Origin of the sequence: Chitiniphilus purpureus (assembly GCF_025642115.1) — a bacterium.
GTDB lineage: Bacteria > Pseudomonadota > Gammaproteobacteria > Burkholderiales > Chitinibacteraceae > Chitiniphilus > Chitiniphilus purpureus.
On sequence record NZ_CP106753.1, the window covers coordinates 3,082,530 to 3,106,914 of the forward strand.

At 60.6% G+C, this 24,385-nt stretch carries 21 protein-coding genes; 5 read left to right on the forward strand and 16 right to left on the reverse strand.

The annotated features are described in order from the left end of the window. Window positions 1–5 precede the first annotated feature (5 nt). The 15 genes from N8I74_RS14280 to N8I74_RS14350 all read right to left on the reverse strand — a co-directional run bounded on the left by N8I74_RS14280 (window position 6) and on the right by N8I74_RS14350 (window position 18,269). Window positions 6–1,148: a glycosyltransferase gene (locus N8I74_RS14280; protein WP_263123775.1), complete on the reverse strand. Its 1,143-nt coding sequence runs from the start codon at window positions 1,146–1,148 to the stop codon at window positions 6–8. Beyond that, window positions 1,145–2,257: a glycosyltransferase family 4 protein gene (locus tag N8I74_RS14285; protein WP_263123776.1), complete on the reverse strand. Its 1,113-nt coding sequence runs from the start codon at window positions 2,255–2,257 to the stop codon at window positions 1,145–1,147. Before N8I74_RS14285 ends, N8I74_RS14280 begins: the two co-directional genes overlap by 4 nt. 24 nt (window positions 2,258–2,281) lie before the next feature. Beyond that, window positions 2,282–3,439, reverse strand: a complete 1,158-nt coding sequence (locus N8I74_RS14290; protein ID WP_263123777.1) for a glycosyltransferase family 4 protein — start codon at window positions 3,437–3,439, stop codon at window positions 2,282–2,284. A 72-nt stretch (window positions 3,440–3,511) separates the two neighbouring features. Further along, window positions 3,512–4,816 carry a hypothetical protein gene (locus tag N8I74_RS14295; protein WP_263123778.1) on the reverse strand — a complete coding sequence of 435 codons (1,305 nt, stop codon included), beginning with the start codon at window positions 4,814–4,816 and terminating at the stop codon, window positions 3,512–3,514. Next, complete coding sequence (locus N8I74_RS14300) at window positions 4,794–6,299, reverse strand: lipopolysaccharide biosynthesis protein (protein ID WP_263123779.1); 1,506 nt, start codon at window positions 6,297–6,299, stop codon at window positions 4,794–4,796. The genes N8I74_RS14295 and N8I74_RS14300 overlap by 23 nt, the downstream gene beginning before the upstream one ends. Continuing rightward, window positions 6,299–7,270 carry a glycosyltransferase family 2 protein gene (locus N8I74_RS14305; RefSeq protein ID WP_263123780.1) on the reverse strand — a complete coding sequence of 324 codons (972 nt, stop codon included), beginning with the start codon at window positions 7,268–7,270 and terminating at the stop codon, window positions 6,299–6,301. Before N8I74_RS14305 ends, N8I74_RS14300 begins: the two co-directional genes overlap by 1 nt. 67 nt (window positions 7,271–7,337) lie before the next feature. After that, on the reverse strand, window positions 7,338–7,757 hold the full coding sequence (locus N8I74_RS14310) for a GNAT family N-acetyltransferase (RefSeq protein WP_263123781.1): 420 nt from the start codon (window positions 7,755–7,757) through the stop codon (window positions 7,338–7,340). A 25-nt stretch (window positions 7,758–7,782) separates the two neighbouring features. Next, window positions 7,783–8,475, reverse strand: a complete 693-nt coding sequence (locus N8I74_RS14315) for a WbqC family protein (protein WP_263123782.1) — start codon at window positions 8,473–8,475, stop codon at window positions 7,783–7,785. Continuing rightward, the gene (gene vioA, locus N8I74_RS14320) at window positions 8,472–9,593 is read right to left on the reverse strand and encodes a dTDP-4-amino-4,6-dideoxy-D-glucose aminotransferase VioA (RefSeq protein ID WP_263123783.1); all 1,122 of its coding nucleotides are present in this window, start codon (window positions 9,591–9,593) and stop codon (window positions 8,472–8,474) included. The genes N8I74_RS14315 and vioA overlap by 4 nt, the downstream gene beginning before the upstream one ends. Before the next feature lie 42 nt (window positions 9,594–9,635). Further along, complete coding sequence (locus tag N8I74_RS14325; RefSeq protein WP_263123784.1) at window positions 9,636–10,667, reverse strand: NAD-dependent epimerase/dehydratase family protein; 1,032 nt, start codon at window positions 10,665–10,667, stop codon at window positions 9,636–9,638. An 8-nt stretch (window positions 10,668–10,675) separates the two neighbouring features. Continuing rightward, a complete protein-coding gene (gene tviB, locus N8I74_RS14330) occupies window positions 10,676–11,950 on the reverse strand; it encodes a Vi polysaccharide biosynthesis UDP-N-acetylglucosamine C-6 dehydrogenase TviB (RefSeq protein WP_263123785.1) in 1,275 nt (424 codons plus the stop codon). A gap of 24 nt (window positions 11,951–11,974) precedes the next feature. Further along, window positions 11,975–13,141, reverse strand: a complete 1,167-nt coding sequence (locus tag N8I74_RS14335) for a GumC family protein (protein ID WP_263123786.1) — start codon at window positions 13,139–13,141, stop codon at window positions 11,975–11,977. Window positions 13,142–13,242: 101 nt separating this feature from the next. Then, the gene (locus N8I74_RS14340) at window positions 13,243–15,648 is read right to left on the reverse strand and encodes an SLBB domain-containing protein (protein WP_263123787.1); all 2,406 of its coding nucleotides are present in this window, start codon (window positions 15,646–15,648) and stop codon (window positions 13,243–13,245) included. A 146-nt stretch (window positions 15,649–15,794) separates the two neighbouring features. Then, window positions 15,795–17,873: a YjbH domain-containing protein gene (locus N8I74_RS14345; protein ID WP_263123788.1), complete on the reverse strand. Its 2,079-nt coding sequence runs from the start codon at window positions 17,871–17,873 to the stop codon at window positions 15,795–15,797. Window positions 17,874–17,993: 120 nt separating this feature from the next. Then, window positions 17,994–18,269, reverse strand: a complete 276-nt coding sequence (locus tag N8I74_RS14350) for a hypothetical protein (protein WP_263123789.1) — start codon at window positions 18,267–18,269, stop codon at window positions 17,994–17,996. Window positions 18,270–18,476: 207 nt separating this feature from the next. Between N8I74_RS14350 and dnaQ the strand changes: the two genes are divergently transcribed. From dnaQ to N8I74_RS14370, 4 genes are all read left to right on the forward strand, one after another. Further along, complete coding sequence (dnaQ, locus tag N8I74_RS14355) at window positions 18,477–19,223, forward strand: DNA polymerase III subunit epsilon (RefSeq protein ID WP_263123790.1); 747 nt, start codon at window positions 18,477–18,479, stop codon at window positions 19,221–19,223. After that, window positions 19,220–20,020 carry an IspD/TarI family cytidylyltransferase gene (locus N8I74_RS14360; protein WP_263123791.1) on the forward strand — a complete coding sequence of 267 codons (801 nt, stop codon included), beginning with the start codon at window positions 19,220–19,222 and terminating at the stop codon, window positions 20,018–20,020. The genes dnaQ and N8I74_RS14360 overlap by 4 nt, the downstream gene beginning before the upstream one ends. A 21-nt stretch (window positions 20,021–20,041) precedes the next feature. Then, entirely contained in the window at window positions 20,042–20,521 is a 480-nt protein-coding gene (gene ispF, locus N8I74_RS14365) for a 2-C-methyl-D-erythritol 2,4-cyclodiphosphate synthase (protein WP_308445893.1), read from the forward strand. Between the two features lie 165 nt (window positions 20,522–20,686). Next, window positions 20,687–21,466 (forward strand): hypothetical protein, encoded by a 780-nt coding sequence (locus N8I74_RS14370; protein ID WP_263123793.1) that lies wholly within the window; start codon window positions 20,687–20,689, stop codon window positions 21,464–21,466. Between the two features lie 232 nt (window positions 21,467–21,698). Here N8I74_RS14370 and N8I74_RS14375 read toward each other — a convergent pair whose 3' ends face one another. Then, a complete protein-coding gene (locus N8I74_RS14375; protein WP_263123794.1) occupies window positions 21,699–22,418 on the reverse strand; it encodes an LOG family protein in 720 nt (239 codons plus the stop codon). Between the two features lie 389 nt (window positions 22,419–22,807). Here N8I74_RS14375 and N8I74_RS14380 point away from each other — a divergent pair, with 389 nt between their 5' ends. Continuing rightward, window positions 22,808–24,379 carry a cellulase family glycosylhydrolase gene (locus N8I74_RS14380; protein WP_263123795.1) on the forward strand — a complete coding sequence of 524 codons (1,572 nt, stop codon included), beginning with the start codon at window positions 22,808–22,810 and terminating at the stop codon, window positions 24,377–24,379. Window positions 24,380–24,385 lie beyond the last annotated feature (6 nt).

Genomic DNA, 24,385 nt, shown 5'->3' on the forward strand with positions numbered 1-24,385 from the left:
TATCCTCAACGCTGCTGATGACCGGACAGCGCTTCTGCATAGGCAGACAGCGTCTTTGCCACGGTCCTGTCAAACGAAAATTCATCTCGGATGCGCTGGCGCGCGCGTTGTCCCCAGATGACGCGCTCGTCCGTATCCAGGTGCAGCAACCGCATCAAGCCCTGGGCAAGATGCAGCGGATCCTCCTTCGCGACCACAATCCCCGTATCGCCGACTACCAATGCGGAATCGCCCACATCGGTGACCACCACCGGTTTTGCCAACGCCATGGCCTCCCCAACCACCTGGGGAAAGGCTTCCGTACGCGAAGAGGAGCAAAACACGTCCATCGCTGCCATACATGAAGGCACATCCTCCCGCTCGCCCAGCAGCACCATGCGGGCAGTCAAGCCTGCCTCCTCGATCCAGTCGCGCAATTCGCGGTTCTCCCAGATCAGCCCGGGGCCAACCATCATGAAGCGGACATCGGCAAAATGCTCGGCGACCTGGGCCGCCGCGAGCACGAAGTTCCGATGATCCTTCGCCGGATGGAACCGACCTACGCACCCGACCACCCGATGCGCTGGTTGCAGACCGCAGACAGCACGGAAAGCCTGTACCCTTTCCGCTTCCGGCAAATCACCCACTTCGAAACCGTTTGGAACGACGCGTATGCGTCCAGCCTCGTAGCCAAGCGCCGTATGGTTCCGCCGGGATGCTTCGGCAACGCAGAGAATCAAGGTAGGCAACCAGGCCGAGGTCCAGGCGCATGCCTTTTGCACCATGCGGGTGGGCAGTTTCGCGCCCCGCTTCAAATCGAAGGAGCGGATGCCCCACAGCACCGGCGGGCGCCCTGCACATTGTGCAGCCAGCCCACCGAGAAGGTCGGCATGATACATCCAGGTCTGTACCAAGTCAGGTTTGAGCGCCCGTAAGCGGCGTATCAATTCGAAGGGCAGACTGGGCAACCGCAGCCGCTTTTCCGCACCCAGCGAAATGACCGGTACGCCTGCTGTGGCCAGCCTGCGGGCATAGACACCACCATCCGTGAGGGAAATCACGGTGTGCCGGTAGTCGCGTCTGACCGCTGGGGATTCGAGCAAACGGGTAAGCGCATGCTCGGCGCCACCCCGCCCGAGGCCGGCGATGATATGGACGACGCTTTTCATCGGCGCCTGCCTCGCACTGCGATCATTTCGCGATCCCATAAATGGAGAATGGCGGCCAGCGAATAGCGGGACAGCACAGCGGCACGCGCCTGCAGGCCCAACGAATTCCGTAATGCCGAATCCGCCATCAGGGTGGCAAGCGCACTTTGCATTGCCATAACATCGCCGGGCGCGAAAAGCATTGCATCACGACCGTCGGCACTGATTTCGCGCGGTCCACTGCGGCAATCTGCGGTCACACAGGGCAGACCGATGGCCATGGCTTCAAGAAGGGCGTTGGGGAACCCCTCGTATCTGGAATTCATCACGAACAGATCGCTATCGGCCATCACCGCCCACGGTGTCTCGGTCCCCCCCATCAGGAAGACCCTGTCGCCCATTCCCAACCGTATGATCTGCTCCGACAACGCCTCGCGCTCAGGACCATCGCCGTAGATGTGCAGATCCCATTCAGCGAACCCTCCCGCAAGCGACGCGAAGCAATCGATGACGGCCCCCACCTGTTTTTCATGCGACAGACGCCCCAGGCTGAGCAGGCAACGCCGTGTACGAATGGCACGGCCGTCCGCCCGGTATTGCTCAAGCGCCGGTGGAATGGGGTTGGGCACCACCGAGACCCGTCGCATGTTGCCATATCGGCGCACCACGCTGGCGGCAACGTTGTCAGTCTGCACGACGACGGCATCGGCAAAGCGATACAACGCCTTGCAACACATACGCCAAAATGTGCCAAGGGGTTGGACAGCAGGATCGCTGCGCTCGCTGATGATGCAAGGAATACCTGTTGCCGCGGATAGCAAGACGGCAACGACGTTCACATTGGGCAGAAAAGATACGATGACATCGGGGTGGCGGGACCTGGCAATTTCGAGCAATGCGTTGAATCGCCCGAAATAGCTGCGCCACCCTGATTTTGCCGCCCCCACCTGGTCAGCCAGATACAAAAGCTCTATCTGCGGCCGTAATGGATAAAACGGCTGGCCACCGCCTGAAAATGTAGGGACAAGGGTCACGCTGTCCCCCCTGTCCACCCAGGAATTGCATAATGTCGTCGCAACCCGTTCTGCGCCGCCTGGGCCCAGTGAACTGCTCAAGAAAAGAACATGCATCACGTTGTTCTCGAAAGCATCAAGCTAGGCTTGATCGAATATGGATTCCCACTTTGCTGCAATGACGGCAATCGCCAATCGCTCCCTCACCGCAAGCGCTGCCGCACTCAATGCCGAACGGCGCCCTTCGTCCAGAATCAGCGCGCGGATTGCAGCGGCGAGGCCCTCTTGAGCGCTGTCTGGGGGCACGAGCACACCATCATGATTGTGGGTAACCAAATCCGCGGGCCCTGCAAGGCAATCGAAACTGACCACGGCACAACCACTGGCCATGGCTTCGACCAGCGCATTGGGAAAACCTTCGTATAACGAACTCAAGACAAAGATATCCGCACGCTTGTACCAATCCGCGACATTGCCTGCCCGCCCTGGAAACAAGACACGATCCGGAATGGCCAGCTTCGCCGCCAACGCCTGTAGGGCAGCCCGCTCGGGGCCCGCGCCCAAAATGACCAATTGCCAATCCTGCAGCCCCGCGGCGGCCTCGGCAAATGCATGAATCAGGATTGAAAACTGCTTTTCGGGTGAAAGACGGCCTACCGCCAGGACGGTCCTGACGTTGGAGGTGACAAATTCCTGTGGATCGATGTGTGGAGAAAGCCGCTCCAAGGGCCAGACGATCGGGTTCGGGATAACATGCACGGCAGCTTTGGGCACATGTGTATGCATCCAGCTGGCAGCAGCTGAAGTTTGCACGACGACTGAGGACAATCTGGGATAGACAAGGCGACGCAGCCGCGCCCAGAGTCTTCCAAGCGGCAACATTGCAGGATATGCCCTTTCGGCCGAAATTGTGCGGCAAGGCAGTCCGAAAGTGGCAAGGCCGGCGACAATGCCCGCCGTCGCCATCATACCAATAACGATATCAGGCCGTGTCTTTCGAATATAGCGGCGGACAGCGACCAGTCTTTGAATGTTCAGCTTTATTGCATCGAACATCCCTTTTGAATCGCGTGCAATGTCCAGGGCATGCCGCACCACCCCGTTCGGAATGGGATAGCAGTCCAGATCCTTTCCAGCAACCGTCAGGATCGTCACGGCATGGCCGGATTTGATCCATTCACTTGCCAGCCGCGTTGTGACTCGCTCCGCCCCGCCTCCAGCCATGGAGTGAATCAGCAATAAAATATGGCGCTGCGCACGCATCACCACAGATTCACTTGAAACGTTCCGAAAGCGCATTTATCAAACACTTGAAAATATCCTGAAGTCATGTTCGATCGAGTGGGGAAGCATTCTGTGCGTTCTTTTGATTCAACCGATTTTTTTGGAAGACAGCAGGCGACGCCACTGTTGGGCTGAAATCGTGGACTTCTGCAAGACGCCTTGCTCCATCTTTGAAGAAGAAAGCATCAGAAAGAACAGTGAAACAAATGGGCCAAAAAAGAAAACGGCAACCTTGATGTTGGCAACGAAAAACATCAGTCCAAGCACCAACAACAAGGGGCCCGAGGAGTGCCTGTTCTGGAAGTAGGCGCGAAGGAACGAGGAAAGAAATCCGCCATAGAGCACGATGGAGCCGACCAGACCGCAGTAGAATATGATCCGCAAATACCCAATATCCGTTCCCATATAATTGTATGCGTCGATCACTGGGTCGAGGAAAATGCCGTATCCGAATAGCCAGGCCCACTGCTCCACTGGAAAGACGATCATGTTCTCCAGCATATCGTTGGTGGAGCCGCTTTCCAGACTGCCTTCATTGAAGGCCGAATAGAATATTTCCAACGCATAAGGAAGCAATTTCTCCTGCATGAATGATCTCAACTCCCCCGGCAGCATCAGGAAAATACCAACGAAAAGAAGTGCCGACAGCATCAAGCCCGCGCTCCAGAATCTGATGCTTCGCAGCAAGCCCAGCTTCAGCAAAGGCAGGATCAAACTCCCAATGAACAACAGCATCAGGCCGGTTCTGCCGACGAACAGCATCGAGATCACATTGAGAAAATAGGCAATCGAGAAGAATCGGCCACCTATCCTGTTCTCAAGATATAGATTGATGGCAATGATGCCCAGAAACGCCTGTATGAAGGAAAGCGTATCCCCGGTGGAGGAGCTGAGCCCACCTGCCCGGACCAGGGAATATTCCAATGCCGGATGCTGTACCACAATCATCGAGAAAAGTGAACGCATCAAGGGAAAGAAGAAATCCAATATGATACATACGGCCTGGAATGTTCCCATCCTGGTCAGCATCAGACAGATTCTTGAAAAAGGTTCTTTATGATCTGCGCAGATGGACCCCAGGAGAAACATGCTGCAAGGAACAAAGAAGAATATGTAGGCCTTGACTGTCGAAAAGGCAGTCAGATCGCCCCTGCCAAACAATGCGATCAACTGCACGGACAAATATGCAAAGAAAAGCATGAAGGCAAAACGAAGCTGATTCCAATTCACATAGTGCATCAGTCGCGGCCATTGATTGATGCACAACGCCATGGAAATGGCCAATATCGCCAGACTGGCAGAATCACCTGTCAACTTGAAGTTGGGTGCATACATCAAAACGAACAGGACAAGATACTGTAGCGAGATCTTAGAAACTGCGAGCACGCTCATTTCCAATCCTCGCGATGATACGGGTCAACAGTTCTCGCAACCGGGGTCGAATTGCAACATTCAAGATGACCAGGATCATCCATATGGCAAAGATGGCCAGTAATGCATTGGACCGATGACGAGGCAGTTCAAATGTCATCGTGATCGACCAGGCAATCAGGCACGTCAGACAACCGGGCAACCAAGTCGCGCGTAGAAACCAATAGGATTTGATCTCGGGAAGGAATTTTGAATGGATGAAGAGCGGCCACAGCAACGCCATGATTCCATTTCCGAAGGCCCACACCAGGGCTGTACCATGCCCCTGTCTGCTATATGCGGCCAGGACGAGGGCAGGAATGGCGATCAACGCATAAAAAATATTGACCCTGAGATGGTAGGCCATTTTGCCGGAGGCAAATTGGAGAAAATAAGGCAGGACCAGTACTGCGACAAATACGTTGCCAACGCCGTACCAACGCAAGTAAAAGGAAGCGCTTTCCACGATATCGGGCTTGCCGGTCCATATCCAGAGCAGTCCCTCGCTGAAGAAGACGAGCAGGCACAGCAATGGAATGGCAATTGTCATGATGACGTCGACCCCCAGCTGATACAGCGCCAGGAATGCGTTGCGCTCCCCCTGTGCAAACAGGATGTTGAACCTGGGTTGCAATACCGTTTGCAGCGGCGCAAGGGCGGTCTGTACGCCGGCCGCTGCGGAAATTGCCAACGTGAAGTAACCATACTCCTTAAGCGGCATAAGCCCGGAAAGGAGGAACTTGTCAAGCTGTGTAACCAATAGCCAGACCACCGTCGTAAACGCAAGCGATCCGGCAAAAGACAGGTTGCTGCGCAATACATCGATGGAGAAATCGACTGCTTGGGGTTTGATCTGGGCAAGCAGTTTCGAGCGGAAGGAAAAAGCCTCGATGATGGAAACCAGCAATTGGAAAAACAGGAAGACAAGAATGCTTGGATAGATCCAAAGCAACGGAATCACCAGCACATAGCGCAGGATCCCGAACATGAAATTGAACTTGTTGATCCAGATATGCAACTCGAATCCGGTGAGCCCGCCACGATAAAGGCTGGTCAACCAGCGACTGGCCAGCATTGCGGCAATGATACCAATCGACCATTGCACCGTCTGGAACGGCAGATGCTCGGCTTTCAGCCAATCCGCACCAATCCTGCCGGATGCTGCAACCAGCCCCAGGAAGACGAGCCCGCCCATTAGCCAGAAGGCACGCTCGATGGTTACGAAAAGCGTCGACATCTCGTGGTGACCAAGCTGCTTTGCGTGAAAACATGCGCTGGCTCGTCCAAGCGTCGGGCTCAGACCCATATCGATCAGCACAAACCAGCCTTGCAGCATGATGGAAAACCCGACTATGCCATAAGCCTCGACGCCGAGTTGGCTCACATAGTACGGAGCAATCAATATCCCCATCGCAGTGATGAAGATCTGCCCTGCATAGTTGGCGAATACGTTTTTCAGCAGCATCAAATCATCTTCAGCATCGACTTCAGCCTGAGATTCACCTCATAACACGTCCTCAATAGAGCGGGAAGGTATTTCAGGCGAAAGGCCAGCACCTGTTTCTTTGAAACATGGGGGCAGAAATCCCAGCTACGATCCAGCCAACTCTTGAATGACGCAAAATCCCCTAATCTGAGCATCCTCAATGCGTGGTCAAGTGCGAAGATCGCTTTCAACTGCACAATCCTGGATTGCCGGATACCCAGTGTACCGGCAAGATCATATGCCTGCAGATGGCTTTCCAGGATTGCGTTCCGCCAAGGGCTGGCGCTGCCAGTCATGGAATTGGGGTTGCGGGTACGGTAGACCCCCAAAGGCTCATCGATATATCCAACCTTGCCTTGCGACGCGTGCCATACATGCAACCAGAAATCGGCGCAATCATCCGGTACTTGTGCATAGGTGTTCGCCACCCTGCGATACATCTTGCTGCTATGCGCAAAAAAGCAGCTATGCTCGACCAGGTACAACAAATCGGAGACGGGCGGAGCGGGGAAATTCAAGTAGTGCCCGTAGCGTTCGCCAGACGCCATGTCCTCGAGCCACACTTGGTGTGCCACCATGATGCATTCCGGGTGTGCGTCCAGGAAAGCCACCTGCCTGACCAATTTTCCAGGGAGCGCGTAATCGTCGCCATCAAGATGGGCCACATATTGGCCACGTGCCTGCGCGTGCAGAAACAAGTAGTTGGCGGCAGCACCGATGTTGCGCTCGTGATTGAAGACGCGCACAACGCCTGGATGGTTTTCCTGGAAGCGCGAAAGGACCTGTGCACTCGCATCTTTCGAGCAATCGTTGCCAACCAATATTTCGATTGGAAATGGCCGATCCTGGTCCAGCAAGGATTCAAGGCATTGGGCAATATACTGCGCATGGTTGTATACGGAGATACATACCGTCAGTTTTGGCATCGTCTCCACGTAAGCGCTGCTCATGATCTTTTCCGAGCCCGACATGTGGAGCAGTGTGGGTGACCGGATATATCGCGCCCTATAGACAGATCTAGCATTTCATCAATTCTTTCTGCATCAGAATCTTGGTGTCGCGCTGCTGGACTGCAACGAAACCCAGGCCATCATATAGATCAATGGCGGCGCGATTGCACTGCTTGACCTCAAGCTCGCACGTCTTGAAACCCCTCGCAACGGCAATTGACATCACATACCCCAACATCGATCTGGCAATGCCTTGGCGCCGGTACGCAGGGGAAACGATGAGCATGCTGACAAAGCAGCGCTTTGCCACCATGTCGTTGCAATAGAAGAAAGTCAGTCCGGCACATTGCCCAGGAGCATCGTGAACAATGATTTCAGCGTTGGCATCGATCTTCTTGAGATAGTCCTCCAGATTGGTGTGGAGGGTATCGGCAAGCAGATGTGGCTCAGCCTGGATAAGCCTTACCATCCCGGAGCTTATTCTCATCAGACCCTCTAGCATGACGCTTTTTTCACTTGGCGCCCTCCAGCATGCGGCAGACCTCGTCCTTATCATTGAACATCAATGCGTCGATGATCGACAACCCTGGGACGAATTCAGGAGCGAATTGAGGGTAAGAGGGAAGGGTGACATCGACGAACCCGAGACGTACACCAATGCTGTCGAAATCCTCCTGGCGATACAGGGATTTTCCTCCAGGCAGGTTCCAGTATTCCCCGACCGCTTCCTTGGCACAGATATCGACAATACGGTCAACGCTTCTCTTGTCGTCGTTCCCATAGCTGCTGGAGGAAAGCACCCATTGCCGCTCCAGGCCGAGATAATCGGCAACAGCCATCACGCTACGGCGCGCGACATCCCCTATCGTACCGTCATTCTCTTCAAACACTTCACGGATCAACATCGTCACGGGCTCGAAGTAAGGCGCTCGGCGATAGGATTGGCGGAGCGATGCGAAAAGCGATTCCACCCAGTCCACTCCCGGTCTGACCAGAGTTTTGTTGATCTTTACAAATGAGCTGGCACTCAGGACAGGTACCGTGATGTATCGAACCTCATGATTGAGGAACAGGCGATTCCTGTTGATCCAGCCGCTCTTAATGTAATTGACATCGTCGTAGAATACGAACTTGTCCACCTGGGACAGCAACTGGAAGTAGCCGATATACGGGAAGAAATACGGCTGCATGATCGCCAGTTTCAACGGGCCACCCCGGCCAGCAGGTCAATGATCCTGGTCAGATTTTCCTCATCCAGACCAGGATAGATCGGCAGACAAAGCACCTGCTGCGCCACGGCACTCGCCACAGGCAGATTGTCACGATCGGCGGAAGGCAGGCCGCGATACATCGGGAACTCAGTGATCAGCGGATAGAAATAGCGGCGTGAATAGATGCCGGCGTCCTTCAGCTTCTGGTAAAGCCCGTCCCGACTCAGCGGATATTCCGACCCGACCAGGATGGGAAAATAGGAATAATTGGCCCGCTCCTGCCCTGCCCTTTGCAAGCAACGGATGCCTGGCACGTGCTGCAATGCCTGGCGATATCGTGTATCAATCGCTTTGCGCCGCTCCAGCGCCTGGTCGATATGCTGCAGTTGCAATAGGCCGAAGGCCGCGTTGATCTCGCTCATCTTGCCGTTGATGCCCGGGGCGACCACCGTCACCTCGTCGACGAAGCCGAAGTTCTTCAGCCGATCGATGCGCAGCTTGATCTTGTCATCCGGGCAAATGATTGCACCGCCCTCGAAGGTATTGAATACCTTGGTTGCATGAAAGCTCAATACGGAGAGGTCACCATGGTTCAATACGCTACCGGAGACCAGTTCAACGCCAAAGGCATGGGCAGCGTCGTAGATCACCTTGAGATTGTAATTGTCTGCAATCCGCTGTATCGCATCGATGTCGCATGGATTGCCGTAGCAATGCACCGGCATGATGGCCGTCGTCTGTGGCGTGATGGCAGCTTCGATCTTTGCTGGGTCAAGGTTCAGCGTAACGGGATCGATATCCACGAATACTGGCTTGATCCCGTTCCAAAGCAGCGAGTGGGCCGTTGCGACAAAGGAATAAGGTGTGGTGATCACCTCGCCGGTAATCCGTAGTGCCTGCAAGGCGGTCACCAGGGCGATCGTGCCGTTGCTGAACAGCGAGATATGCTTTACACCCAGATACGCACACAGCGCCGCTTCCAGCTGCTGATGGAAAGGGCCGCCATTGGTCAGCACCTTGCCCTCCCAGATCTGCTCTAGGTAGGGAACGAATTCCTCCAGCGGCGGCAGGTAGGGTTGGGTTACATAAATCGGTTTGCTGTTGTTGGCCATATCAATGCTTTTCCAGACCCTTGCTCGTATGCAGCGGGATGCTCAGCAGCTTTTCAGCCGGCGGATGTACCAGGGCATGGCAAGCTTGATGCCGTCTGCCAATGCATACCGGGGTGCATAGCCAAGCAGGGATTCCGCCTTGCCGATCGCCGCTTGCGAGTGACGCACATCGCCGGCTCTGAAGTCGCGATGTAGCGGTTGTTGCCGGTAGCTGATGTCTTCGGCTGCCAGCGCCTCCTGGATGGCGGCAAACAGCTGCAACAGCGTGGTGCGTCCACCCACTGCCACGTTGTACACCTGATTGCAGGCCGCCTTGTCCTGCACCGTGGCGGACAGCAGGTTGGCCTGGATCACGTTCTCGATGAAGCAGAAATCCCGGCTGGTCTTGCCATCCCCGTTGATATGGATGGGCTCGTTGCCGATCATGGCGGCGGTCCACTTGGGAATCACCGCCGCGTAGGCGCCATCCGGGTCCTGTCGTGGGCCGAACACATTGAAATAGCGCAAACCGATCGATTGCAGGCCATAGGTCTTGCCAAAGACATCGGCATACAGCTCATTCACGTATTTGGTGACCGCATACGGCGACAGCGGCTTGCCGATCACGTCCTCCACCTTGGGCAGGCCTGGGTGGTCGCCATAGGTGGAGCTGGAGGCGGCATAGACGAACCGCTTCACCTGCGCATCACGCGCAGCGACCAGCATGTTCAGGAAGCCCGTGATATTGGCGGCGTTGGTGGTGATGGGGTCAGCCACGCTGCGAGGCACGCTGCCCAGGGCCGCCTGGTGTAGCACATAGTCCACTTCCCTGCATGCGCGTTGGCAGTCTTCCAAAACCCGGATATCCCCTTCGATGAAACGAAAGCGCGTCCATTGCTCGGGTGAAACCAGACCACGGACTTCATCCAGATTGCGCTGATGCCCGGTGGCGAAGTTGTCCAGGCCCACGACCCGCTGATCCAGTTTGAGCAGGGTTTCAAGCAGATTGCTGCCGATGAACCCGGCGACGCCGGTGATCAACCAGGTCCTGGGCGCCGCACGCAGCGCGGCTTGCGTTGTTTCAAAAGGAGTCACGGTTTTTCTCAAAGGCGAAGGTCGCTGACGGCTGCCGGGAATACATATTTCAGGTCGTACAGCACGTGGCTGCTCTTACCGTAGCCGCGGGTCTGCGCCACGCCGGCTTCCTTGAACTGGCGATGCGCCACCGCCATCACGATCGCGTCATAGACGCCGTTTTGCGGCTCGCTCACCGGTGTCAAGCCGTACTCGTGCTCCGCCTCCCGTGCGTCGACCCACGGGTCGTATACGTCCACTGTGCAGTTGTACTCCTGCAGCTCACGCACGATATCCACCACCTTGGTATTGCGCAGATCCGGACAGTTTTCCTTGAAGGTCAACCCCAGCACCAGGATGCGTGCACCATCCACCTGGATGCGCTTCTTGGTCATGGCTTTGATCAGCTGCCCCGCGACGTACGCGGCCATGCCGTCGTTGAGCCGGCGGCCCGCCAGGATGATTTCCGGGTGATAGCCGATCGCCTGGGCCTTGTGGGTCAGGTAATACGGGTCGACCCCGATGCAATGCCCGCCCACAAGACCAGGGCGGAACGGCAGGAAATTCCATTTGGTGCCCGCCGCCTGCAACACGGCCTCGGTATCGATGCCCATCTTGTTGAAGATCACGGCCAGCTCGTTCATCAAGGCGATATTCAGATCCCGCTGGGTGTTTTCGATGACCTTTGCCGCTTCGGCCACCTTGATGCTAGGCGCCTGATGGGTACCGGCAACGATGATTTCGCGGTAGAGCGCATCGACAAGTTCGGCCACTTCGGGGGTGGACCCCGAGGTCACCTTGCGTATCGTGGTCACGCGATGTTCCTTGTCACCCGGATTGATGCGTTCGGGGCTGTATCCGGCGAAGAAATCCCGGTTGAATTTGAGGCCGGAGATCCGCTCCAGCACCGGCACACAGTCTTCTTCGGTGCAACCGGGGTAGACAGTGGATTCATAGATCACGATATCCCCGGGCTTGAGCACACGCCCCACTGTCTCGCTGGCTTTGATTAACGGGATGAGATCAGGTTGGCGGTGCCGGTCGATCGGGGTCGGTACCGTCACGATAAAACAGTTGCAATCGCGCAGTGCATCGATATCGGTGGTCAGGCTCAGTCTTTCCGCGGCAAGCAGCTCCTCGCGCGTCGTCTCCAGGGTAAAGTCCATACCGGCGCGAAGTTGTTCGATACGCTCAGTACTGATATCGAAGCCGACTACCGAGCGCTTCTTGCCGAATTCAACCGCCAAAGGCAAGCCAACATAGCCAAGACCGATAATGGCTACCTTCAGTTGACTCAGATCCATATACCCCTCTTTTCAAATAACTGATTACGCTTTTCGAAGCTGGTTGTACTCCAACCAGCTTGCCCGACCCAATATAAACCCACATGCAAGAACAACAGCCAGGATCGTGCTGAAAATAACAATGAGTGCACGCCTGGGGCCGGATTTCTTTTCCGGAGGAAGCGCTGTATCAATAACCTGGACCAGCACGCCTTCATTGGCCTCGTCCAAGCGTGCAATTTCAAATTGCTTGGCCAAGGTTTCCAGCAACAGCTCGTTGTATTTCACTTCCCGCAGCGCCCGTATATATTCCAAACCGGCCTTGGGCACTGCCGAGCGTGGCAAGATGGCCATATCATGGTCGGGATAGCGCCCGAGAAGCTGCGCAAGCTGCCCACGCAACTCCGCCACAGACGCCAGTTCGCGCTGCAGTTCCGGATTCTCGTTGGTGAATGCCTGGCGCATCATGGAAAGTTTGACCTCTCTTGATGCAATCTCTGCACGCAGTGCCGCGACAGCCTCCAAGGTGGCGCGCCCTTGCGCTTCAAGCTCCAGAATCCCGGTTTTGGCCTGGATATTGGTCAGGGCAACTTCGGCTGAAGCCAACCGGTTCTTCGTGGCCTTCAGCTGCTGTTCATAGAACAGTCGGCGCTGTGCGGCACTACTGACCGCAAGGAAACCGGTCACCTCCCGCAAGCCCGACACATAGGCATTCGCTATCGCCGCCGCTTGTTTCGCGTCCTTGTCGGTCACCTGGATCGTGATCAATCCATCCTTGCCCGACGCAATATCGGTAACCAGCTCAAGTCGGCGCAGCGTTTCGTCCCGGGTTTCCGTCTTGTATCGCGCCTGCAATCCGAATTGCTTGGCGATTTTCCCCATGACACGTCGGCTTTTCAGCACCGATACGTACAGATCATTGGGATTCTTCAGCCCGATCGAAGCACCGGCGGCCAATCCGCCAAGCTGGGCCAGGATGGCAGCAGCGGCGGATTGCTGCTGCTGCGGTGGCATAATCGTGGTCTTGGCGCTGTAGACATTCGGCTGCAGCAACGCATAGATGATGGCAACGACAGCCGCCAGGGCACCAACCCCTGCGATCACGCGCCGATAAGGCCAGAGCGTGGAACACACCGCGAACACGCTCACTTCCGTACTCATGGCTTTTGCTTGCACTTGCTTTTCATCCATTGCCGTGGGGTCTGTCGTCATGGGTTGCACGACTGGGCAGTGTCAGAAGAAGGCCATCCACTGCCGCTAAGCTCCTGAAAATCAACGTGTTCGTGCCTGCGTCGCACATCTGGCAGTGTGCCCTAGTCACCCAGCACCTTGATCGCCGCCGCCCCGGTGCCGAAATTGGCCAGGATCTGGGTCCAGTCGAGCAGGCTGCGCACGAATGACTTGCGGTCCACCTTCTCGGGCACCACCACAGTGTCGCCGGGCAATGCAGTCAGCGAGGCCACGCGACCGAAGGTGGATTGCTGGTTGCTGATCACCGAGCCATCGGCGCGGATCACGAAGAGGCTGCTTTCGTCCGCGGTGCGGGTGGGGCCGCCGGCCAGTGCAATGTATTCGCCCAGTTCCCGCTTGCCGTCGAACAGGTAGGCCGTGTTCTTGCTGAATACCGAGCCGAGCACCGATACCGTGCCCGGGATCGCCGGCACGTAAAAGCGGTCACCGTTCTCCAGCAACACGTTGGGGATATCGCCCACCATCCTGGCGCCCGCACGCAGACCCAAGACGATGCGGCCGGTGGTCGGTGTCTCACGGATGCGCTTGGCCGCGGCGATCTGCTGCTGCGCCGCCACCTGTGCCGCCGGCACATCCTGGGCGTTGAGCGCATTCTGCGCGGTATCGACCGCCTGCGCCTGCGCCGCCTCCTCAAGGAAGGTGGCCAGCTGATCCATCTGCTTGCGCTGCTCGAGCTTGACGCTCTCGCGGGTGAACTCGGCGCCATACAGGTAGGCGGCTCCGGTCAGCCCTCCGACCCGTTCCAGCAGCTGGCGCAAGGTGGTGCCCGGCTCGACCTCATACACCCCCGGGGCCGCGATTTCGCCCTCCAGCCGGATATAGCGGGTCTGGCTGCTGCCAGCGACCCGGATCTCCGCCTTGGAAAAGATATGCACCACGTCGCCGGGCTGCAACAGCACATCCTGCGCCGGCTCACCGGCCAGGGCCTGGGCCAGGTTGAACGGAATCAGCCGTGAACGGTACTCGCTGTCCACCCGTTCGATGGTGGCGTAGTCCCAGTTCACTTCGTTGTTCGGGTCGCTGAATTTGGAGAGCAGCTGGTTCGCCGTCAGGTCTTCCCCGGCCCCGGCCTCCTGCGTGCGCTCGCGTTTGCCCAGCCAGAACTGCGGGTCCACCACGAGCTGCCGGCTGGGGATCAGATCCGAGACCCGCATGCCTTCCCACCAGGGCATGCGCAGCGACTGCGCCACATGTCCTTTCAGGATCACCAGGTTTTCCACCTGCTGACTCAGCTGGTAGACCTGCACCACATCTCCGGCTGCCAGCTTGAAGCCGGGGGCGGCCTCGATCGTGGTCTGCTCCACCACCCTTTTCTTCTGCCGATCGACCCGCTCCACCGTCAGTTGGCCGTCCAGCCCCGAGCCATCCAATCCACCGGCCCAGTCCAGCAGCTGGGCCAACGATTCGCCGTCGGAGAGCTCGTAGATCGCAGGCACCTTGACCCCGCCGTAGATGGCCACCTGCGGCCCGACGGCGGCCACGTGCACCACGTCGCCGGGCTGCAACAACCAGTCGCCGCTCTTGTCCCCCGCCAACAGCAGCGGATACAGATCGAAGGTATGGACCGTCCTGCCACCGCGCTTGACGGTGATCCTGCGCAGGCTGCCGGTGTCGGCAATCCCGCCTGCCGCGCCGAGCGCGTTGACAATAGTGCTCAATGCCGGCAATGCGTAGCTGCCCGGCGCCTTCACCTGGCCGGCCAGGAATACCTGCACCGACTTCAGCTGGCCCATGGTGACTGCGAGTTCAAAGTTGCGGAACACGCGGCCGATTTCCTTCTGCAGGTAAGGCTTGAGTTCGCCGAAGCTCACCCCGACCACGCGCACGGTACCGACGCGCGGAATGAACACCGCGCCCGCGCGATCCACCGTAAGTGCCAGATCGGCATCGAGCTGGCCCCAGATGCGCAGCGAAAACGTATCACCCACCCCCAGCCGGTAGTCCGGCGCCACCTGGCCGCCTTCGAGCGGCACTCGGCTGCCCGAAGCGCGCAGTGCAGCGATGCCGAACACGGGCAATGGCTTGTTGGTGGTCTGGCAGAGGTAGCGCTGAAAGCTGGTGAGCCTGGGCACAGGCGGCGTCTTGGGCAGGAGCTGAGGATCGGCAAGACCGGGCTGGATCATGCCGGTGCGACCATGCCAGCGAGTGTCCACCTTGCCGCCCGGAACCGGCGTGACCGGGGTCGGGTTGAGCTCATCGCACGACAGCGGGGTTTCTTCCGCATCGTGGCGCATCAACCCGGCACCATGACTCCGGCTGACCCCGGTGGCGTCGGGCGGCCACGGCAGCGGCTGCTGCAGATTGGGAATGGCGTACGCGCCCTGGGCCGGAAATGCGCCTTCCATCTGGCCCGCGGGCACGACCGGGCAATCGCCGGTGCCCGACAGGCAGGGGGTCGGTGCGGCTGCCACGCCGGCCTGCAACATGAGCAGGAAAAAACCGGCGGTCACAATATTCAGGATTTTCATTGGGATACAACGCTCTTTCTTGTTCTGCACAGCTGCTATGCAACACCGCAGGGCAGCCACGCAAGAAACTGACGACCCGTGCCGGCCGGACCCGGATTTGTGCCGTCCATATGCAGCGGCGAACAATCTTTCTACAGTCTTTTACTTCAGCGCAGCAGATTATCCATCAAATCCGGTGAATTCATGTCTACAAATGCTTTTTTCTCGAGCAGGTCATACAGGTCGCCCGGCCAGGCCACCATCTGGCCGACATCGCGTGTCCATGGCGCCAGCGACACAGCGGCGGATGCCTGCGTATCCTTGGTCAGCATGATGGTCAGCGGGATCGAGACGAAGACGCCCTTGTCGCGATAGGGGCTCGATGGCGATCCAGGCGAGGTGATGTCGTCACCATTGGTGACGGTGTACCAGCCGCCGATCTCGATGCCATTGGCAAAGCGCCGCTTCAACTCGAAACGCACGCCTTCGTCCTTGGCAAGGAAGCGGCCGACCCGGGCGGTGGCGGTCAGCGCGTAGGGCAGGCGCACATGCAGGTTGGCAAAACCGGTCAGCGTGTCGTAGTCCCTGAAACCGAACCAGCCTTCGGTATCGCGCTGGCGCACCCAGTCCACATTCAGGTCCAGCGCCCAGGGTTGCTCGGCCGGGTAGTAAAGCACCTGCCCACCGACGCCACCGTACATCTGCTCGTACAGTCCGCCGCTGGCGCGCGCGTACCAACGCGGCGCCAGATGCCAGGTCTTGTTCAGGTACAGCGTGTTCAGGCGCACCGGCGCATCGTCCAGGTAGTCGGCGATGTCCGAGCGCACATGCGGCAGCGTGCTGTTGGAAGGCTGTGTGACATCGCTGACGTTCTCCAGCACCGAAGCCACCACCGACGTGCTCAGATAGGTCTGCTCGCCCAGCTGCTTGCGATAGCCCGCCGACACCCCGACGTCGTACTTCAGGATGCCGCTGGGATCGTTGAAGAAGAACCGCGTCACCGGTGCGATGCGGATGCGGCTGGATGAGGCATCCTCCCCCTTGAGGCGGATCGCATCGCCGTCTTCGATGAGCTCCAGTTTCATCTGGCCCACTTCGTCGAACGCGCCCCACATCGGACTGTCATCGTGTACTTCGGCCAATGTGGCCGGGTCGGCATAGGCGACGCTGACGGTGGGTTCAAGTGCCGCGCGTTCGACAGCGCCGGAAAAATACCCCTGCAGCTTGTCCGCATCGGCAAAGGCATAGGTGGCCACCGGCACGTCGGCCACGCCATAGGTGATCTCCAGCCGCTGGGTCTGCACCGGCCCCAACGCCAACGCCACCCGCGCCGCGCGCCCCACCGCCCGGTGCATTTCCGAGATCCGGCTGTTCGACAAGGACAGCTTGAGCGTGCCCGCGCGGTAATGCACCGCGATATTGCGGAACTGCTGCCTCGTCAGCGCATCGACCAGGCGCTGGCGCAGTGCCGGATCGCCCTGCCATTGCGCTTCGGTCGGCCGCTCCACCGTCGCCATATAGGGCTGCGGCTCGTGGATCAACGGCAGGAAGCGCTTGCTGTCCATCGGGATATCGACAAAGGCGTTCACGCCAAGCTTGGCATGCTCGCTGTAGCTCACCTGCGCGCCCAGCCATCCCCAACGGTATTCGAGCCCGGCCGCGTAGCCCTTGTCATAGCTGCCGGCCTTGGAACGGCGATCGGACTGGGAGTACCGGTAGTCAGTGGCATCGTATTCCGCGACGACCGACCAGTTGTCGTTGACCTGCCAGCGCGCGCCGCCGAATACGCCATCGATCCGGTCGGTGCCATAGCCCAAGCTCAGATCGAGCGGACCCAGGCGCTTGCTGGCCACGACGTACTGGGCGCGGAACAACCGGGTGCCGTGGAAATCCTTGGCGCCGATCGCCAGTGCGGGCAACCAGCCGTCTTCCGCCATGAGTCGTAGCTTGGCCCCGAAGGACTTGTCCTTGTTGTCGCCATAGGCACCGCCCAGACCGCTCGGCACACCGGCAATCCGGGTATACGTCGCCGAGAGTTCCAGCCACGGCAACAGGGTGACCGAGGACCAGAACGCCGAGTAGGGATCGCCGTAGCTGTAGCCGATCAGCCAGTCGTCATGCCCGCCCACCCACGCATCCGGCATATGGACAAGGCCCGAGGTGCCGTCCAGGCTCGGGTTGGCAGCCAGGGAAAAAGCAGGGATTGCAGCGAGAAAACAAGCAGTTATCGCGGTCAGCTTGAACATATCCGGTCGGCTTAGGAGAGGGGGAACGGGACAATCCAAACAAATAGCCCGGTTTGGAACCGGGCTATCTGTACATCGGGCAATGGATCAGGCCATCAATCGCACTGCCGCACCGACTGCTCAGTGGTGGCTGGTCGGGGCGTGGCTGGTCGACGAATCGTCATCGTCACTGGCTACGGCGACGAGCGCGGCAGCAGCCACCGCGCCCAGCGCAACGGCACCGGCGCTCACCCCGGCTGCGGCACCGGCCCCTGCACCCGCGCCAGCAGTCGTGGTCTCAGCACCGGTGGTGGCCGGCGCGGTGGTTTCGGCGGTCGCCGGCGCGGCTTCCTCGACAGCGTGCACACCGGCGGACAGCAAACCGGACATCGCAAGGACGGCAATAATCTTTTTCACGGGGAGACTCCTTTGTAAGGCCAAAAGAAAGGCATGAAAGCACTACGCCATGCTAAACCATGATCTGGTTGACGACAACGCGATATCTGTCACCCGGCAATAAAAGCCCGGTCCGGCGGCAATCCCGGGAATGCACGCCGCAGCCGGCCAACCTGGGGCGGCACAGTGATAAAATCCGGGCCTTCATCAGCCATAGACGATCGCATCATGACCAACCGGCAGATCATTCTCGATACCGAAACCACCGGCCTGCGGGTGGAGGACGGCAACCGCATCCTCGAAATCGCCGCGGTCGAAATGATGGACCGCAAACTCTCGCCGCCCGAGCGTCATCTGCACCGGTATATCAATCCGGAGCGCGACAGCGAGGAAGGCGCGCTCAATGTGCACGGGCTGACCACCGATTTCCTGGCGGACAAGCCCAGGTTCGGCGACATCGCGGACGAATTCCTGCGCTTTGTCGCAGGCGCCGAGCTCATCATCCACAACGCGCCGTTCGACGTGGCCTTTCTCAACCACGAACTGGGCCGGCTGGGCCTGGGCAGGATCACCGACCATGTGAGCGGTGTGATCGACACGCTGGCGATGGCCAAGGAGCAGTTTCCCGGCAAGCGCAACAGTCTGGATGCGCTGTGTGACCGCTTCGAGATCGATCGCAGCGCCCGTACGTTGCACGGGGCATTGATCGACTGCGAGCTGCTCGCCGAGGTGTATCTGGCGATGACGCGTGGCCAGGACAGTCTGCTAATCGATTTCCTGGGCGACGCAGGTGGCACGTCCGACAGCGCGGCCTGGGCCCGCCGCGCGGCACGCAAGCCATTGCGGGTCGTCGTGCCGGATGCGGCCGATGTCGCTGCGCACGAAGCCTACCTTGACGAGCTGGACAAGGCGGTCAAGGGCAGCTGCCTGTGGCGCGGCTACGAGCCCAAGACGGCCGAGACCGCCCCGGCATGAGCGACACCTGTGTCGCGCTGCTGCCGGCAGCCGGCAGCGGCAGCCGCATGGCCGCGCAGCAACCCAAGCAGTACCTGCCGCTGGCTGGCCGGCCGCTGATCTGGCACACGCTGCAGGCGCTGCACGCGGTCCCCGAGCTGAGCCGCATCGCGGTCGTGCTGGCCCCCGATGACCGGGAATGGGATCACTACGACTGGTCCGGCTTCCACCGACTGACGGTGCTGCGGGTCGGCGGCGAGACCCGCGCGGCCACGGTGCGCAACGGCCTACGCGCGCTGTGGCCCGACTATCTGCCCGGCGAGCCCGATGCGGCGGTGCCGCCGCGGCCATCCGAACGGATCGCCGTGCGTCTGGCGGTGCAGTGTGATGCCACGCCCGGACCGCTTCGGCCAACGGCCGGCGCACCCTGGGTCCTGGTGCACGATGCCGCCCGCCCCTGCCTCGATCCCGCGCTGGTCAGCGCCATGATCGCCACGCTGCGGCACGATGCAGTCGGCGGCATCCTCGCACTGCCGGTGGCCGATACGCTGAAGGCGGCAGCGCACGGCACGCGCATCGCCCATACCCATCCACGCGACGGGCTGTGGCAGGCGCAGACGCCACAGATGTTCCGGTTGGATGTGCTGGCCGGCGCACTGGAAGCCACGCTTGGCCCGGAGATCACCGATGAGGCCAGTGCGCTCGAAAGGCTGGGGTTGTCGCCGGCGCTGGTGCACGGCAGTCCCTGGAACCTCAAGGTGACCTATCCGCAGGATCTGCAACTGGCCGAATTGATCCTGGCCGCCCGCGCACGCTAGGACTTCAGCCTTTCACAAGGAATCGACATGAGAATCGGACAGGGTTGGGACGTACACCGCCTCGTGCCCGGGCGCCCGCTGATCCTCGGCGGCGTCACCATCCCCTTCGACAAGGGCCTGCTCGGACACTCGGATGCCGATGCACTGCTGCATGCGGTGACCGATGCCATTCTCGGCGCGGCGGGGCTTGGCGACATCGGCCGGCACTTTCCGGATACCGATCCCACGTTCAAAGGCGCGGACAGCCGCGCGCTGCTGCGCGAAGCGGGCCGGCGCGTGCAGGCCGCCGGCTGGCGTGTCGGCAATGTCGACGCCACCATCCTGATCCAGCGCCCGAAGATGGCGCCCCACATCCCGGCGATGGTGGCCCATCTGGCCGCGGATCTGGCAATCGCCGAACACTGCGTCAACATCAAGGCCAAGACCTACGAGACCCTGGGCCCGGTCGGTGCTTCGGAAGCGGTGGAAGCCCAGGCCATCGCCCTGCTGCTGCCGCTCTGAGGCCCGGACGCGACTGCGTGTGCCCCCCTCCGGGACACGCCGGGCGGAACGGTTGAACTTCACGCCGCCGCTGCCGCCTTCATGGAACGGACGACGTCAGTGCCCGCGCACCGCGTCGAACAGGTCCAACCAACAAGGCCGGCACTGCCGGCAAGGAGTGGGAGCATGCGTCCCTGGCTCGTCTGGCTGCTGATGCTCGTTGCCGGCGGCGCCCTCGCCGAACGGATGGACGTGGTCACGCTGCGCCATCGACCGGCGGCCGAATTGCTGCCGGTATTGCGCGACAGCGTGCCCGACGCCGCGATCCAGGCCCACCACAACCAACTGATCGTACGCAGCCCCGACACCGCCACCTATGAACAGGTGCTGGCGTTGCTGGACCGGTTGGATATCGCGGCGCGCAACCTGAGCGTGACGGTCGAGCAGCGCGAAGGCCACAGCCGCGCCGGCCGTGCACTGGGGCTGGAAGGAGTGGCCATTTCCAACCGTGGGGTCGGTGTCGGGCTGCGCCTGTTCGGCGGTGGCACACGCGACGAAGGCGTGAGCACGCAGCGGGTCCGCGTGCTCGACGGCGGCCATGCCTTCATCCGGCTGGGCAGTGAGCGCTTCCAACCGCAGGTGGCCGTGGCCACGCGCTCCGGCCACGGCGTAGTGCTGGGGGGCGGCCAGTGGATCGCCACCGGCAGCGGATTCTGGGCCGAACCACGGCTGCTTGGTGACCATAGCGTGCTGCTGCGCCTCTACCCCGAGCAAAGCCGGTTCGGACCGGAGGGCAGCATCGAACAGCACAGCGCCTACAGCGAGGTGCGCGGAACGCTGGGCGAATGGCTGCCGGTGGGCCAGTCCAGCATCGCCGGCGCCAGCCGCAGCCGGGGCAGCCATACCGGCGACAGCACGGCGCACAGCACCTACACCGTGTGGGTGAAGATCGACAGCGCCCCGTAGGTCACGGCCCCGCATCCATCCAAACCGGTGGATGCCGCTTCGGAACCGATCGGCCGCCGCGGCCCGCACGACGGCGTGACCAGCCGGGAGGCGCTGGCCCAAGTCGGCGCAGCGCGTCCGGCAAGCAGCGCGAAACGCCTCACCGCCTGTGAAACGGGCTTCCTGCGCTGGCCGACAGTACCGCGGCACGGCAAGTGGGCGCACCGCCGCCCGGCAGGTCTTGTCGGTGGCGTTAATCCAACGCCTTGCCGTCCGCCAGCCAGCGCGCATGGTGCTCACGGATCAGGTGGACGGCATCCTCCACCGTATCCACCACCACCGGGATCTCCATATCGATGGGGCTGGCAAGTGCCGCGCCTGAGTCGACCATGTTGCGCCGCGCCCAGGACACCATCTCGTGCCACATCTCCCCCACCAGGATCAGCGGGGTATCGTAGAGCTTGCGCACCTGCAGCAGCTGCCAGACCATCAGCAGCTCCAGCGCGGTGCCGATGCCGCCCGGCGTCACGATGAAAGCGTTGGAGCGCTGCACGAAGTGGTGCAGCCGCGAAAAGAAGGTCTTGTGCTGGTAGGTGCGGCCGACGAAGTCGTTGACGGTCTGTTCGAAATCCAGATCGATGCGAATGCCCACCGAGGCATCCGGGTTGTCCGGCACCGCCTGGGCAGCGCCTTCGTTGGCCGCCTGCATCAACCCCGGCCCCCCGCCGGTGACAATGCGGCAACCCATGGCCGCCAGCTCGGCCGCCAGGTATTTCACTGCCTGATAGGCCGGCATGTTCTCCTGGATGCGCGCCGAACCGAAAATGGTGACGTGGTAGTGCTCGGTGTGCGCCGGGCGCAGCCGCGACAGATCGTCCACGGTATCCCACAGCTTGAGGACCGCATCCGAGACGATACGCAGCGCCTCGTCGTCGTCCACCACCCCGATCGGTTTGTTCTTTGGATTGATCAAAGCCCTGTCCCTGTCTTCACTGACTTTCAACGGAACGGCGAGCGTAGCCCGCCCCCACCACCGGCGCAACCGTCAGGCCGGCCCCGCCCGATCCGGTCGGCCGTGCCCTAGGCACGACGCACCGCACCCGGGATTGCCGCCGCCCGGCGTTGCCGGTGAAAATGCCCACATTGCGCTGCCGCGGCAATGCGTTGATTGGACATCATTTTTCCGGCAAAACCGTGAAAAGGACCGCACTGGCCGCTTGCATCGCCCCGGCCTCCGGGCAAAGCTGCGCTGCCTGAGGCCGATCGCGGCGGATACCCGACGCAGCCCGGCCACATCGAAGAACAGCGCCGCCGCCGATGCGGCGCCCACCCCATCCAACGGATGGCATGAGGAGCAGAACAATGTCGCAGAAATCGTCCGGCACAACCGGCGCAGCCCGCCGCCTCGCGGCCTTGCTTGCCGTCGTCGGCACCCTGGTCACCGCCCCGTTCGCGCTGGCGGCACCCGCATGGCAGGAAGGCGCCCGCTATGATGCCGGCGCCGTGGTCAGCTACAACGGCCGCGACTACCGCGCGCTGGTTGCACATACCGCCTTTGTCGGCGCCAACTGGAACCCGGCGGCAACGCCCACACTGTGGCAGGACGCCGGCACCGCCACGGCGCCGACCCCTGTCGCAACCCCCACCCCTGCGCCCGGTCCGACGCCGACCCCCACTCCGGCACCAGGCACCAGTCCCACGCCCAACCCGACCCCGGCGCCCCCCACGCCCACTGCCGCGCCGTCGGTCTGCTACGCGACCTGGAGCGCGACCGGGGTCTACAGCGGCGGTCAACGCGTGACCCACAACGGCAGCAACTACGAGGCCAGATGGTGGACCCAAGGCGACAATCCGGCGCAATCGGGCTCGTGGGGTGTCTGGAAGCAGCTGGGCCAGTGTGGCTCCGCGCCGACGCCGACGCCGGTGCCTACTCCGACGCCTGCCGTCACCCCCACGCCGACGCCGACGCCGACCCCGACAGCGGTGCCGACTCCGCAACCGGGCGGCTCGCCGGTGGCACGGCATGGTCAACTCAAGGTCTGCGCCAACAACCTGAACCTGTGCAATGAGCACGGCGAAGCCATCCAGCTGCGCGGCATGAGCAGCCATGGTCTGCAGTGGTATGGCTGGGGCACCTGCCTGACCGATGCCTCGCTCGATACCCTGGCGACCGATTGGCAGGCCGATATTCTGCGCATTTCGCTCTACGTGCAGGAAGGCGGCTACGAGAGCGATCCGGCCGGTTTCACCGCGCAGGTGGAGCGGCTGATCGACGAGGCCACCAGGCGCGGCCTGTATGCCTTGGTGGACTGGCATCAGCTCGAACCGGGCGACCCCAATGCCAACCTGGCGCTGGCCAGGACCTTCTTCAGCCGGATCGCGCAAAAGTACGGCCAGCAGAAGAACATCCTCTACGACGTGGCCAACGAACCGAACAAGGTGCCCTGGCAACGGATCCGCGAATATGGCGAACAGATCATCCCGGTGATCCGCGCGGCCGATCCAGACGCACTGGTGCTGATCGGCACCCACGGCTGGAGCTCGTTCGGCGTCTCGGACGGCGGCAGCGTCGATGACATCCTCAACGATCCGCTGCGCCTGCCCAACATCATGTACACCTTCCACTTCTATGCCGCCTCGCACGGCGCGCCCTATCTGGCCGCGCTCAAGCGGGCCGCGGAGCGGCTGCCGGTGTTTGTCACCGAATGGGGCTCGCAGACCTTCAGCGGGGACGGCGAGAACGATTTTGCGATGACCCAGCAGTACCTGGACTACATGAACGCACGCAAGATCAGCTGGACCAACTGGAACTACTCGGACGACTGGCGTTCCGGCGCGGTCTGGAAAACCGGCACGTGCGCCAGCGGCAACTGGGGCACCACCAACCTCAAGCCCGCCGGGGAATTCGTGCGCAACGCGATTCGCACTCGCTGAGCATCC